Source organism: Arthrobacter sp. TJ-236 (assembly GCF_058269235.1).
On the sequence record NZ_JBZCNI010000001.1, the window covers coordinates 1520109 to 1534078 of the forward strand.

General features: G+C 71.2%; 11 protein-coding genes and 1 tRNA gene. 9 read left to right on the forward strand and 3 right to left on the reverse strand.

All coding sequences use genetic code 11. The annotated features are described in order from the left end of the window. The first annotated feature begins 1 nt into the window (after position 1). The 4 genes from AC4D16_RS07155 (at position 2) to AC4D16_RS07170 (ending at position 4914) form a co-directional block, all read left to right on the forward strand. Positions 2 to 949 carry a metallophosphoesterase gene (locus AC4D16_RS07155; RefSeq protein WP_490954427.1) on the forward strand — a complete coding sequence of 316 codons (948 nt, stop codon included), beginning with the start codon at positions 2 to 4 and terminating at the stop codon, positions 947 to 949. 109 nt (positions 950 to 1058) lie between these two features. Next, positions 1059 to 2885, forward strand: coding sequence for an ABC transporter ATP-binding protein (locus AC4D16_RS07160; protein WP_490954428.1), 1827 nt, complete (start codon positions 1059 to 1061; stop codon positions 2883 to 2885). Next, entirely contained in the window at positions 2882 to 4744 is a 1863-nt protein-coding gene (locus AC4D16_RS07165) for an ABC transporter ATP-binding protein (RefSeq protein ID WP_490954429.1), read from the forward strand. The genes AC4D16_RS07160 and AC4D16_RS07165 overlap by 4 nt, the downstream gene beginning before the upstream one ends. Positions 4745 to 4840: 96 nt before the next feature. Continuing rightward, positions 4841 to 4914, forward strand: a tRNA-Pro gene (locus AC4D16_RS07170). A 62-nt stretch (positions 4915 to 4976) separates the two neighbouring features. Here AC4D16_RS07170 and AC4D16_RS07175 read toward each other — a convergent pair. The 3 genes from AC4D16_RS07175 to purD form a co-directional block, all read right to left on the reverse strand. Next, on the reverse strand, positions 4977 to 5969 hold the full coding sequence (locus AC4D16_RS07175) for an NHL repeat-containing protein (RefSeq protein WP_490954430.1): 993 nt from the start codon (positions 5967 to 5969) through the stop codon (positions 4977 to 4979). A gap of 424 nt (positions 5970 to 6393) precedes the next feature. Next, positions 6394 to 7293, reverse strand: a complete 900-nt coding sequence (locus AC4D16_RS07180) for a phosphoribosylaminoimidazolesuccinocarboxamide synthase (RefSeq protein ID WP_490954431.1) — start codon at positions 7291 to 7293, stop codon at positions 6394 to 6396. Next, on the reverse strand, positions 7290 to 8600 hold the full coding sequence (purD, locus tag AC4D16_RS07185; RefSeq protein ID WP_490954432.1) for a phosphoribosylamine--glycine ligase: 1311 nt from the start codon (positions 8598 to 8600) through the stop codon (positions 7290 to 7292). The genes AC4D16_RS07180 and purD overlap by 4 nt, the downstream gene beginning before the upstream one ends. A 170-nt stretch (positions 8601 to 8770) precedes the next feature. On the opposite strand from purD, the gene AC4D16_RS07190 reads away from it, so the two are divergent. From AC4D16_RS07190 to AC4D16_RS07210, 5 genes are all read left to right on the forward strand, one after another. Continuing rightward, positions 8771 to 10453 carry a molybdopterin-dependent oxidoreductase gene (locus AC4D16_RS07190; RefSeq protein WP_490948071.1) on the forward strand — a complete coding sequence of 561 codons (1683 nt, stop codon included), beginning with the start codon at positions 8771 to 8773 and terminating at the stop codon, positions 10451 to 10453. 137 nt (positions 10454 to 10590) lie between these two features. Next, entirely contained in the window at positions 10591 to 11595 is a 1005-nt protein-coding gene (locus AC4D16_RS07195) for an asparaginase (protein ID WP_490954433.1), read from the forward strand. An 18-nt stretch (positions 11596 to 11613) separates the two neighbouring features. Then, positions 11614 to 11979: a sterol carrier family protein gene (locus AC4D16_RS07200; protein WP_490954434.1), complete on the forward strand. Its 366-nt coding sequence runs from the start codon at positions 11614 to 11616 to the stop codon at positions 11977 to 11979. Beyond that, on the forward strand, positions 11976 to 13391 hold the full coding sequence (locus tag AC4D16_RS07205) for a DUF2079 domain-containing protein (protein WP_490954435.1): 1416 nt from the start codon (positions 11976 to 11978) through the stop codon (positions 13389 to 13391). Before AC4D16_RS07200 ends, AC4D16_RS07205 begins: the two co-directional genes overlap by 4 nt. A 19-nt stretch (positions 13392 to 13410) precedes the next feature. After that, positions 13411 to 13944 (forward strand): hypothetical protein, encoded by a 534-nt coding sequence (locus tag AC4D16_RS07210; RefSeq protein ID WP_490954436.1) that lies wholly within the window; start codon positions 13411 to 13413, stop codon positions 13942 to 13944. Positions 13945 to 13970 lie beyond the last annotated feature (26 nt).

Here is a 13970-nt window from a genome sequence, read left to right on the forward strand (position 1 = left end):
CGTGACATCGACTCAGACATCCCGGAGCGGGGCACCGCTCGGCTGGGCGGCAGGGCTCACCCTGACCGCGGCAGCCGCAACTCTCTCCTACGCCTCGGCCGTCGAGCGCACGCTCTACCAGGTGCGGGAGGAAACCCTGGCCATCCTCCCGGCCGGGTCACCTCCCCTGAAGGTCCTGCACCTGGCGGACATCCACATGGTGCCGGGCCAGAAGTCCAAGGCGGACTGGCTGCACGGTCTGGCGCGGCTCAAGCCGGACCTCGTGGTGAACACGGGGGACAACCTCAGTCACCGCAAGGCCCTTGCACCGCTCCTCGAGGCGCTGGAACCGCTGTTGAAGGTGCCCGGCGTCTTCGTGCCCGGCTCCAACGACTACTTCGCGCCCGTGTTCAAGAACCCGCTCCGCTACTTCGCCGGCCCGTCGATCGCCCCGAAGGAGTCCACCCCCCAGGACCTCCCCTGGGCGGACATGTTCAGCGCCTTCGGAGCGGCCGGCTGGGTGGACCTGACCAACAGGTCGCAGTCCGTCGGGTTCGGGAACCTGCGTATCGACTTCACCGGGGTCGACGACCCGCACCTCGGCCGCGACAGCTACGTCCCCTATCCGGCGGGCAGCAGCACCTCGGCCGAGGCTCCCCACATCAGGATGGCCCTCACGCACGCGCCCTACCAGCGGGTCCTCGACACCTTCACCGACGGCGGCGCTGATCTCATCCTCGCCGGTCATACGCACGGCGGGCAGGTCTGCGTGCCGGGGTACGGCGCCCTCGTCAGCAACTGTGACCTGCCGACGTGGCGCGCACGCGGACTCACCCAGTGGGAGACCAACGGCCGCTCGGTGCCGCTCAACGTCTCGGCAGGGATCGGGACATCGCGCTTCGCGCCCATCAGGTTCGCCTGCAGGCCCGAGGCCGTTCTGATCACCCTGACTCCGCGGAGCACGCGCTAGCCCTCGAGGGACAGAGGCGGAACTGCCGGTTCCCTCCCGCGGGCGCTGGCCTAGGATGGTTGCTGAGGGCCACCAACAACCATCTAGCATCGAGCATCGAAGAGTCGGCATGACGGACAAGACAAACACGCTGTGGGAATCGCTCGGACGGCTCTATCCGCACGTCCGGCCGGTCATCCCGCGCCTCGTCCTCGGTCTCCTCTGCGCCCTCGGCGCGAGCGTAATGGCGCTCTCCATCCCGCAGGTTCTCCGTGTCCTCATCAACGACGCCCTGGCCGAGGGTGGAACGGCACGCACCGTCTGGATCGCGTCCGGCGTCGTCCTCCTCCTCGGCGTCCTGGAGGCCACGTTCGTGGCCCTGCGCCGCCAGTTCGTCATCACCCCGGCGACGACGGTGGAGACGAACATGCGCACCTCCTTCTATCGCCACCTGCAGAACCTGACGGTCGAGTTCCACGACCGATGGGGCAGCGGCCAGCTGCTCTCGCGGGCCATGAGCGATCTGAACCTCATGCGGCGGTGGATGGCCTTCGGCCTGATCATGCTGGTCGTCACGTCGCTGACGGTGGTCATGGGCGTGATCATCATGTTCTTCATGAGCTGGGTGCTCGCCCTCATCTTCGTCGCGGCGGCCGTGCCGCTGATGATCTACGGCTACCGCTTCCGCACCTCCTACAGCCGTGTCTCGCGCAGGAGCCAGGACCAGGCCGGTGACCTCGCCACCACGGTCGAGGAATCCGTGCGCGGCATCCGCGTACTCAAGGCGTTCGGCCGCAGCCGCGAGGCGCTCGAGGACTTCGAGGACCAGGCGGAGGAACTCCGGCAGACCGAGATCGTGAAGGCGAAGTCCCTCGCCACGTTCTCGATGATCGTGACGCTCCTGCCCGAGCTCGCGCTGGGGACCTCGCTGATCGTGGGCGTGACCCTCGCGGCGAGCGGGGACGTCTCGATCGGCTCCCTCGTGGCGTTCTTCGCCACGGCGGCCGCCGTGGCCGGGCCCGTCGAGTTCATCGGCCCCCTGCTCGCCATGACCTTCACCGCCAAGACGGCGATCGATCGCCACTACGAGGTCATGGAGTCGGAGAACACCATCACCGATGCGGCCGAGCCCCAGGACCTGCCGACGCCGCGCGGGGAGATCGTCTTCCACGACGTCCACTTCCGCTATCCGGACGCACAGGAGGACGCCGGTGACGTGATCGCGGGCGTGGACCTGACGCTCCGCGCCGGCGAGACCATGGCCCTCGTGGGCGTGACCGGCAGCGGCAAGAGCACGCTGCTCCAGCTCGTCCCGCGGCTCTACGACGTGACGAGCGGCAGCATCACGATCGACGACGTGGACCTGCGGCAGCTCACCCTGGAGCGGCTGCGAACGCTCGTGGCCGTCGCGTTCGAGGACACGACGCTCTTCTCCACCTCGGTCCGTGACAACGTGCTGATGGGGTCGGATGCGGAGGGCCCGGAGGCGGACCGCGTGCTCGCCGAGGCGCTCGAGGTCGCGCAGGCCCATTTCGCGTACGACCTCCCGCTCGGGTCCGACACCCTGATCGGCGAGGAGGGCCTCAGTCTCTCCGGCGGCCAGCGCCAGCGGATCGCCCTCGCCCGGGCCATCGCCGCCCAGCCCACGGTCCTGGTGCTCGACGATCCCCTGTCCGCGCTCGACGTCGCCACGGAGGAGCGCGTGGAGGAGGGCCTCCGGGCCGTACTGCACGCCACCACGACGCTGATCGTCGCGCACCGCCCCTCCACCGTTGCGCTGGCGGACCGCGTGGCCCTCCTGCAGGACGGCCGGATCGCCGACGTGGGCACCCACTCGGAGCTGCTCGCCCGGAGCGACCACTACCGCTATGTGATCGCAAGCCTCGACGACGAGGAGATCGCGCAGCTCGGTCGCGAGGCCCAACCCCGGCACGACGACGAGGATGCGCTCGCATGAGCCGCACCACCGCTGCGCCCGGGCAGGCGCCCAGGGACGACGACGACCCGAAGGGGACGTCCGCCGGCGTACTCAACGAGGACGACGTCCTCCTGAACCGCGCTCAGAGCAAGTCCGTCCGCGCCCGCTCGTTCCGCCTGCTCGGCTCGCTCATCCGGCCCAACCGGCGCCAGTTCGTCTGGACCGTGCTGCTCGTGGTGATCTCGCAGGCGGCCCGGGTGGCGGGGCCCGCCATCATAGCCTTCGGCATCGACCGCGCCCTGCCCACGCTGATGGCCGGCGATCCGAGCATGCTGTGGATCGCCGGGGGCACCTACCTGCTCGCGGCCGTCCTGGGCGCCGTGCTCACCGCCGGGTACGTGCGGGCGACGGCGCAGCTCAGCCAGGCCATGCTGCTGGACCTCCGCGTCCGCGTGTTCCGGCACACGCAGCGCCTCAGCCTCGAGTTTCACGAGAAGTACACGTCCGGCCGCATCATCTCCCGCCAGACCTCCGACCTCGAGGCCCTGCGGGAGCTGCTCGACTCCGGCGTGAGCTCCCTCGCCTCGGGCGCCATCTTCATGATCCTGACGGCGGCCACGATCTTCGCGCTCGACTGGCGCACGGGGTTCCTGATCCTCGCGGCCGCGGTGCCGATGTTCCTCCTCGCACGCTGGTACCAGAAGCACTCGCAGATCGCCTACCGCGAGTCCCGCGTGGTCTCGGCCCGGCTGATCGTGCACTTCATCGAGACCATGACCGGCATCCGCGCCGTGAAGGCGTTCCGCCGCGAGCGGGAGAACGCCGAGCGCTACGACGAGCTGGCCGAGGACTACCGCACCGTCACTGTCCGCTCCATCAACCTCAACGGGGTGTTCCAGCCGGGCCTCGTCCTCATCGGCAACGTGACGGTCGCCCTCGTGCTGGTCTTCGGCGGGTTCCGCGTGCTGGGTGGCACGCTCGAGGTCGGTGCACTCCTGGCGCTGCTGCTCTACAGCAAGAGGTTCTTCCAGCCCGTGGAGCAGATGGCCATGTTCTACAACGCGTTCCAGTCGGCTGCGGCCGCGCTGGAGAAGGTCTCCGGGCTCCTCGAGGAGGTCCCCACCGTCCGTCCGCCGAAGAACCCCGTGGCGCTGCGTGAGCCCCGCGGTGACGTCCGGTTCCACGATGTCGAGTTCCGGTACGGCGACGGCCCCGTGGTGCTGCCCGCTCTCAACCTGTCCATCCACGCAGGCCAGACCGTGGCCCTGGTCGGGCAGACGGGGGCGGGGAAGTCCACCCTCGCCAAGCTCATCGCCCGGTTCTACGACGTCTCCGAGGGGCGTCTCACGCTCGACGGCGTGGACCTGCGGGAGCTCGCGCCGGAGGACCTGCGCCGCGCCGTCGTCATGGTCACGCAGGAGGCCTTCCTGTTCAGTGGCTCCGTCGCGGACAACATCGCGCTCGGCAGGCCGGATGCCACGAGGGCCGAGATCGAGCAGGCGGCCCGGGCCGTGGGTGCCGAGCAGTTCATCCTCGAGCTGCCGGACGGCTTCGACACCGACGTCAACAAGCGCGGAGGCCGTGTGTCCTCGGGCCAGCGCCAGCTCATCAGTTTCGCCCGAGCGTTCCTCGCCGACCCCGCCGTCCTCATCCTGGACGAGGCGACGTCGTCCCTGGACATCCCGAGCGAACGCCTGGTGCAGGAGGGGTTGCAGAAACTCCTCGGCAACCGGACGGCGCTCATCATCGCGCACCGTCTGTCCACGGTGGCCATCGCGGACCGCGTGCTCGTGGTGCACGACGGCCGCGTGGTGGAGGACGGTACGCCCGCCGAGCTGATCGGCGGGACCGGACGGTTCGCGACGCTGCACGCGGCGTGGAAGGACTCGCTGGTCTGAGCCGACCGACGGCAACCTGCGCGGTTTTCGTCGCCGCGCATCCTCGGCTATCCTTGGACAGTTGCCGTTCGGGAGCTTCTTCCGGCCCGGCGACACCGGGGTGTGGCGCAGCTTGGTAGCGCGCGTCGTTCGGGACGACGAGGCCGCAGGTTCAAATCCTGTCACCCCGACCCAGTTCACACGAAAGGCCCGTCGGCACCAGCCGACGGGCCTTTCGCATGGGTGCAGGTACTCAGCGCTGCGGGACGGTGACGACCTCGTAGCCGTTCGGGTTGACCGCCCCGAACTTGGCGTTCGCGAACCCGAGCGTGTTGCCGAACAGGGCAACGGTCGTCGGGACGTTGAACAGCGGGCTCGTGATGACGTCCTCCACCTCGCCGGTGGTGAGGTCCTTCGACAGGTCGATCACGCTGACCTGGTTGATGCGGTTCTGCACCGCATACAGTGTGTCGCCCTTGGCGAGGATGCCGTCGACGTTCGGCAGCGCGCCGGTCGCGATCGGCGCGCTGACCCCCGTGGTGGGATCGACGGTGTACACGGCCTGGTTCGCCGAGTGCGCCACGATCAGGGTCCTGCCGCCGTCCACCGAGGTGATGCCGTTCAGGTTGAAGCCGGGAGTCACGAGCGCGGCCGGGCCGGTGAGCGCGATGGTCCGCACCTCGCCGATCTCGCCCTGCGGACCGATCGGGAGGAAGTACAGGTCGGAGCTGCGTGAGTTCGCGAAGTACGCGCCGTCCTTCGTGAGGGTGACGTCGTTGATGAAGGCGTCGCCGGTCGCGAGCTGAACGTCCGTCACCGGCTCCCCCGTCCGGGTGTCGTACACGTAGGCCTGTCCCGTGGCCCCTCCGGCGACGAAGAGGAGGTCGTTCCGGACGTCGGCCTTCAGGCCCACGGCCACCCTTCCGGCGGGCGCGTCGATGAATTCCACCGCGGTGCCCTTCCGCACATCGCCGCGGTAGATGTCGCCGTCGGCGAGGTCCCCGGCGTAGAACGTGCCACCCTTGCCGGCGGCGATGCCCTCGGCACCGGATGCACCGGGGAGGGGGATCAGGGTGTCCTGCTGCGCCGATGCGGTAGGGGACGACGGCGGCGCCGCGACGGCGGGCGTCGCGGACAGCAGGAGGCCACTCGCCGCGGCGACGGCGACGGCGGCGCAGGTCATCGCGAGGCGGCGGCCTGCCGCCGGGCGCGTGGTCTCGGGCGTGGTCTGGGAAGTGATGCTCATCGTGCTCCTCGATGTTCTGGACGACGACGGCGCTCCGAGCGGACCGCCGTGCTGCGCGTATCGGGTTGACATGATGCGGATCGACGTCGGTACGCCGGCCCGCGTGCACTGCTGCGACTGGGAGGCCGCACGGCGAATCCTGAGCATCCGCCTTCTGGGTAACGCTCCGGTCACGGCCTTTGTCCCCCACCCCGGCCGTCATCGGCGTGACCTCGTCGGCATCGGGTCCTCTCAGCGCGTCCGGACCGGTCGGACAACGCCGTCGTGCGGTGGTCGCCTGGCTTCGTTGTCACCTTCTCGAGGCGCAAGGGTGTGTCGGCCCACGACACGCCGCTGGCACGCGTCCCATCCCCGTGAAGGCGACACCGAAGCGCGGACGCGACAGCGGGTCGACCTGCGAACACCGGAGGACGACGACTGCGGGTCAGGCGAAGGTGCGCCCCGTCAGCCGCTCGTAGGCCTCGACGTAGCGGGCGCGCGTGCGTTCGACGACGTCGTCGGGCAGGGCCGGCGGTTCGGACGCGCGGTCCCAGCCGGAGGCGTCCGAGGTGAGCCAGTTCCGCACGAACTGCTTGTCGAAGGAGGGCTGCGCCTGACCGGGGGCGTACAGCGCGGCGTCCCAGAAGCGCGAGGAGTCAGGCGTCAGCACCTCGTCGCCGAGCGTGATCGCACCGGTGGCCGGATCGAGCCCGAACTCCACCTTCGTGTCCGCGAGGATGATGCCCCGCTCGCGCGCGATCGCCTCGGCCCGCGTGTAGATGTCCAGGGTCAGGGCGCGTAGCTCTGCCGCGGCATCGTCACCGACGGTCATGACGACGGCGTCGTACGTGATGTTCTCGTCGTGCTCCCCCACCTCGGCCTTGGCGGACGGGGTGAAGAGGGCCGGCTCGAGCCGCGAGCCGTCCACGAGCCCGCCGGGCAGCGGGAGCGAGCACACGGTGCCGGAGGCACGGTACTCGAGCAGACCGCTGCCGGTCAGGTAGCCGCGGGCGATGCACTCGATCGGGTACATGATCAGCTTCCGGCAGATCATGGCCCTGCCCTCGACGGCGGCCGGCACGCCCCCCGCGGCATCGGACGCGAGCACGTGGTTGGGGATGCCCCCGAGACGCTCGAACCACCACAGGCTCAGCTGGGTGAGCACGCGCCCCTTGTCGGGGATCTCGGTGGCGAGCACGTGGTCGAAGGCGCTGATGCGGTCGCTCGCGACCACGAGGACGACGCCGTCCGGCCCGTCCTCCGGCTCGTAGAGGTCGCGGACCTTGCCCGAGTAGACGTGCCGCCAGCCCGGCAGCTCCAGGTGCGCCGGGGCGAAGACGCTCATGCGTGCGCTGCCGGCACGACGGCCGCACCGCCGGCTGGACCACCCGGCGCCGGAGCGCCGGACGCCGTCAGGGCGATGTCCGTGCGGAACTGCCCGCCCTGCAGCTCGATCTCCGCGAGGCCCTCGTACGCCGTGGCCCGCGCGGCGGCGAGCGAGTCGCCGAGGCCGACGACGGCGAGCACCCGCCCGCCGGAACTCACCACCTTGCCGTCGCGGAGGGCCGTACCGGCGTGGAGCACGCGGGCTCCCGTCACCTTGGCGGCGCGCTTCAGTCCCCGCACCCGACGACCCGTGACGGGGGCGTCGGGGTAGTTCTCGGAGGCCAGCACCACGGCGACGGCGGTCTTCGGCGACCAGGTGAGCGGGCCGATCCGGTCGAGGGCGCCCTTCGCCGCGGCGAGCAGCACGCCGCCGAGGGGTGTGGTGAGGCGCGCGAGCACGGCCTGCGTCTCCGGATCCCCGAAGCGGGCGTTGAACTCGATGACGCGCAGCCCCCGGGAGGTGAGCGCGAGGCCCACGTAGAGCACACCCGCGAAGGGCGTTCCCCGATGCGCCATCTCGGCGATGACGGGCTGGGCCACCCGCTCGATCACGTCCTGGACGAGGCCGTCCGGGACCCACTCGAGCGGCGAGTAGGCCCCCATACCGCCGGTGTTGGGCCCCTGGTCGCCGTCGTGGATGCGCTTGAAGTCCTGGGCGGGGGCGAGCGGCACCACGGTGCGCCCGTCCGAGAGGACGAAGAGGGAGACCTCGGGGCCGTCGAGGTACTCCTCGATGACCACGCTGCCACCCGCGGCGAAGCAGGCCGACGCGTGGGCGCGCGCTTCGTCGAGATCGTCCGTGACCACGACCCCCTTGCCCGCCGCCAGGCCGTCGTCCTTCACGACGAACGGGGCGCCGAAGGTGCAGAGGGCCTCGTTCGCCTGCTCGTCGTCGGTCGCGACGCGCGCCATGGCCGTGGGGACGCCCGCAGCGGCCATGACCTGCTTCGCGAACGCCTTCGACGCCTCGAGCTGCGCGGCGGCGCGGGTGGGTCCGAAGACGGGGATGCCGGCGTCGATCAGGGCGTCCGCGACCCCTGCGGCGAGGGGTGCCTCCGGGCCGATCACCACGAGGTCGGCCGCGAGGCGGCGCGCGAGCTCCGTCACGACCGCGGGATCGTTCGCGTCGACGTCGTGCACCGTGACGTCCTCGGCGATGCCCGCGTTGCCCGGCGCGGCGTGCACCTCGCGGACGAAGGGGTCGGCCAGCAGGGCCAGGACGATGGCGTGTTCGCGGCCGCCGGGGCCGAGGACTAGAACCTTCACAGTAGGACAGCCTACGGGAGCGCCGCAGAGCACGGAGGAAGCGCGGAGGATGCACGGAGGGGGGTACGGAGCCGCAGGGAGGAGCGGCGCCGTCGGGTGGCCGGGTCGCTGCGTATGCGGCGGGCACCTCGCCTACCCATACCCGCTCTGGGCCTCTCCGAATACCTGACATGAGCAAAGCCACCAGTCCCCGCCGCGGCCAGACCCTTCTCGCCGCCCTCGCCGGCATCCTCGCCGCAGGCGTGGTGCTGGGTGTCGCCGAACTCGTCGGCGCCTTCTTCCGCGCCAGCGCCACCCCGGTCATCGCGATGGGCTCCACGTTCATCGATTTCACCCCGCCGTGGATGAAGGACTTCGCGATCGCGACGTTCGGCACCAATGACAAGCTGGCCCTCCTGGTCGGCATGGGTGTCACCATCACACTCCTCGCGGCCGTCCTCGGCATCGTCGCCCTCCGGCGCTGGGCTCTCGGCGTCGCCGGGGTGCTCCTCATGGGGGCCATCATCGTGGCCTGCGTGCTGACCCGCGCCGGGGCGGCCCTGCCCGATGCCGTGCCCACCGTGGTCGGTACCGCCGCGGGCCTGCTGGCACTCCGCTGGCTGACGGCGCGGCTCCGGCACGCCGCCGTGGCTCCCTCCCCCGAGCCCGTGCTCGTCGGGGCAGGCGCACCGGCGTCGGGATCAGCAGGGTCCGACGGCGTCACCATCACCGAGCGCCCCGCAGGCACGGTGCACGACGACGCCCTCCTTCGCGCCGGAGCCTCCTCGAGGCGCCCCGCCGGCACCACCTCCCGCCGCGGCTTCTTCGCAGCGGCCGGCATCACCGCCGTCGTGGCTGCAGCGGCCGCCGGTGGCGGGCGCCTGCTCGCCGGGGCCCGCAACAACGTGGCAGCGGTCCGGGACAGCCTCGCCTTCCCCGCCCCCGCGAGCCCCGCACCGGCCCTCCCGGCAGGTGTCCAGTCGCCGACCCCGGGCGTGACGCCGTTCATCACCCCCAACGCCGACTTCTACCGCATCGACACGGCGTTGAGCGTGCCGCAGCTCGCCACCGACACCTGGGAGCTCCGCGTGCACGGCATGGTCGAGGAGGAGTTCACCCTGACCTTCCAGGACCTTCTCGACGCCGACCTGATCGAGCGGCACGTCACCCTCACCTGCGTCTCCAACCCTGTGGGTGGCAACCTCGTGGGCAACGCGAAGTGGCTCGGCTACCCGCTCCGCGAGGTGCTGGCACGCGCAAAGCCCCTGGACGGCGCGGACATGGTGCTCTCCACCAGCTCGGACGGCTTCAGCGCCTCCACTCCCCTGCCCATCCTGCAGGACGACCGCGATGCCATCCTCGCGATCGCCATGAACGACGAGCCCCTCCCCCTGGAGCACGGCTTCCCGGTACGCATGGTGGTGCCGGGCCTCTACGGCTACGTCTCCGCGACGAAGTGGGTGGTGGACCTCGAGGTCACGCGTTTCGCGGACAAGACCGCCTACTGGACCGACCGCGGGTGGTCCGACATGGGGCCCATCAAGACGATGTCGCGCATCGAGGTACCGGCCTCCTTCGCGAAGGTCGGTGCCGGCAGCGTCATGCTCGGCGGTGTCGCCTGGTCCCAGCACCGGGGCATCACCGAGGTGGAGGTCTCCGTGGACAACGGCGAGTGGCAGCCCGTGACCCTCGCGGCCGAGGCCTCGGTGGACACCTGGCGCCAGTGGTCGCACGAGGTGACCCTCGAGTCCGGTCTGCACACCATCCGCACCCGGGCCACCGACGCCGAGGACGGCGTCCAGACCGAGGAGCGCGCGGACACCGTGCCCAACGGGGCGTCCGGCTGGCAGTCGGTCCAGTTCACGGTCACCTGATCCCCGGCCAGGTGTCCTCGCCGGCCCACAGGGCTGCAGTCCCCGTGCCACACAGGCCTGCGCCTACCGGATGTCCGTTCCCTCCGGTGGGCGCAGCCGCCGTGGGGAACGGAAAAGACGTAGGGAATACTGGGACCATGCCCTCCACCTTCACCTCGGCGTCCGCCGTGGACCTCGCCGTCCTGGAACGCAGCGGCTTCATCGAGTCGCGCCACGTCGGTGCCGCCGTCGTCCTCGCCGCGGACGGCTCGGTGGTGACCGAGCTCGGCGACATCACGAGCCCGATCTTCCCCCGCTCCACGCTCAAGCCCTTCCAGGCCCTTGCGAGCATGAAAGCCGGGGTGCCGCTGCGCGGTCCGCAGGTGGCGCTCGCCACGGCCAGCCACGTGGGGAGCAACCGGCACATGGACGTGGTGCGGACCATGCTCGACGCCGCGGGCGTCACCGAGGAGCACCTGCAGTGCCCCGCCGACTGGCCGCAGGACGAAGCCGCCCGCAACGAGCTGGTACTCAGCGGCAAGGGTAGGCAGCGCATCGCCTTCAACTGCTCGGGCAAGCACGCGGCGTTCCTCTGGGCCTGCACCGAGAACGGCTGGGACACCGACACCTACCTCGAGGCGTCGCACCCGCTCCAGCAGTCCATCGCGTCCGTGATCGAGGAGTACACCGGTGAGACCGTGGCGGCGTGGGGCGTGGACGGCTGCGGCGCACCCGTCGGCGCCGTGTCCCTGACGGGCCTCGCGCGCGGTATCGGCAGGATCGCGAAGGCCCCGGCGGACAAGCACGCCGATGCCCGGGCTGCCACGATCGCGACGGCGATGCTCGACTACCCCTGGGCCGTGCACGGCGAGGGCAGGGAGAACTCGGTGGTCATGGAGGACCTCGGGATCATCGCCAAGAGCGGCGCCGAGGGCGTGCTCGTCCTGTCGGCCCGCACCGGGGCCACCCTCGCCCTCAAGGTGCTCGACGGCAACTCCCGCGCCGCCACCCTGGTGGGGCTGACACTCTTCGCCGCGACCGGCGCCATCGACGCCGAGCGCGTGGGCCCGGTCCTCGAGAAGGTGGTGTCACCGATCCTCGGAGGTGGGCGCTCCGTCGGCAGCCTGCGGCTCGCCGCCCCCGTCATGGCGCTGCTGGACTAGGAACGGACCGCGACGGGCATGGCACGACGACGCATCTCGCCCGAGGACGGGCACCGCGCGCTGCAGGACGTGGCGGCCGGCACCGCCCCGCGGCCCGTCCTCGCGACCGCCGTGCGGTTCACCCTCGAGGAGCTGGCAGAGGTCTGCCCCGGCAACAGCGTGGAGGTCCGCGTGCCACCGTTCGGCGTGACGCAGTGCGTCGAGGGACCGCGCCACACCCGCGGGACCCCGCCGAACGTCGTCGAGACCGACGCCACCACCTGGCTGGGCCTCGTCACCGGCTCGCTCACCTGGGCGGACGCGGTTGCGGCGGGCAGGGTGGCGGCCTCCGGCTCGCGCGCAGACCTCGGCGCCCTGCTTCCCCTGTTCGGCCGGCACACATGAGCGAGGGCCTCACGCTGCTGAGGAACCGCACCTCGTCCGCGGTCCGCAACGAGTCACCCTGGGCGTGGTCCACGGGACTCGCGGCGTTCGTCCTCTTCACCGTCTTCTCCGTGACGCAGTGGATCCGGCTGGAATCCCCCTCGTGGGACCTCGGCATCTTCACGCAGCTCGCCAAGGCCTACGTGGAGCCGGGCGCCCCGATCGTGCCCATCAAGGGTGAGGGCTTCAACCTGCTGGGCGATCACTTCCACCCGCTCCTCGTGCTGCTGGCACCTGCCTACGCGGTGGCGCCGTCGGGCCTCACGCTCCTGATCGTGCAGAACCTGCTGTTCGCCTTCTCCGTGGTGGTGGTGGCGCGCACCGGCATCCGGATGATCGGCACGCTCGCAGGGACCGCGGTGGGTGGCGCGTACGCCCTCTCGTGGGGGCTGCAGTCGGCCGTCGCCGCCCAGTTCCACGAGATCGCGTTCGCGGTGCCCCTGCTCGCCCTCGCCCTCGAGGCGGTGCTCCGCCGGCGTGTGGGCCAGGCGGTCGTCTGGGGCGGGCTGCTCGTGTTCGTCAAGGAGGATCTCGGGCTCACGGTGATGGCCCTCGGCGTCGTGCTCGCCTGGCGGCTGCGGACGGTCGCGGGCCTGTGGCTCGCGGCGTGGGGCGCCCTCTGGCTGATCCTCTCCGTCCGGGTCATCCTGCCCGCGCTCAATTCGGGCGGGGAGTACGACTACTCGGACCGCATCGACGTCGGCGCGATGCTCGCGGACCCCGCGGGCGCCGTCGTCGACCTCGTCTCCGGGGCCGCCAAGCACGAGACCCTCCTGCTCCTGCTGCTCGCGGGAGGCGTGCTGTTCCTCCGCTCGTCCCTCGCACTGGTCCTCGTGCCCACACTGCTGTGGCGCTTCGCTTCGGGTCAGGAGGGGTACTGGGGGCCCGAGTGGCACTACAGCGCCGTGCTCATGCCCGTGCTGTTCCTCGGGCTCGTGGACGGGGTGCACCGCCTGCGGCGGAGCCGCCGGGAGTGGGTCAGGGCCGCGGCGCTCCTCGGTGTGCCCACCGCCGTCGTGGCGTGCCTGGTCCTGCTGCCCGCGCAGAAGTTCGCCGTGCTCGCCGAGCCGGAGACGTACCGGGTGTCCGAGCGCTGGGATGCCGCGCACCGCATGATGGACCTCGTACCCGAGGACGCCTCGGTGGAGAGCGGCGTGGTGCTCATGGCCTACCTCGTGCCGGACACCCGGGTGTACTGGCTCGGCAACGCGAACCCGGCACCGGACTACCTCGTGGTGGACGCCGAGGACTGGAGCTGGGGTGCGGTGCGCCCGAGCGACGCCGAGCGGCACGCCGAGGAGCGCTATCCCGGCACCGGTTACGCCCTGGTGTTCGACGAGGCGGGCTACCAGCTGGTGCAGCGGCAGCGATGAAGCCCGGTAGCCTTAAAGCATGACCCCCGACCAGCCTGCGCAGAACGAGACGCCCCTGCCCGCCGATGCGGACGGTCGCCTCGACCCGCGGGGCGCGGTCCCAGCGGACGGCCGACCGGCCCCGGCGGACCGCGAGGACGTCCCGGGCGAGGCCGAGGACCTCCGCTCGGACCGCGAGGCAAGCGCCGCGGATCCGAGCGCGCACGTGCAGCCGGTGGCCCGAGCAGCCGGCACCGAGCCCGGCGTGGGTGATGACGCCGAACCCCGGCGGGAGGACGCTCCGGCGTACCGCGACGTCACCGTGCGGCGTGCTCCGAAGTTCGTGCCCTTCATGATGATCGGCGCGATCCTCGGCTTCACCGCCGCCCTCGTGGTCGCCTACACCGGCCCCGAGGACCCCACGCTGACGCGCGAGTCGGTCCTCGGGTTCTTCACGGTGGCACTTGCCATCCCCGGTCTGCTGCTCGCGGCCCTGCTGGTGCTGATCTTCGATCGCAGGAGCCTCAAGCGCGCCGAGCGGGCACGCGCCGAGCGCACGTTCGACGACGACTGACGGGCACCGGCCCCGATCCCGGCCAT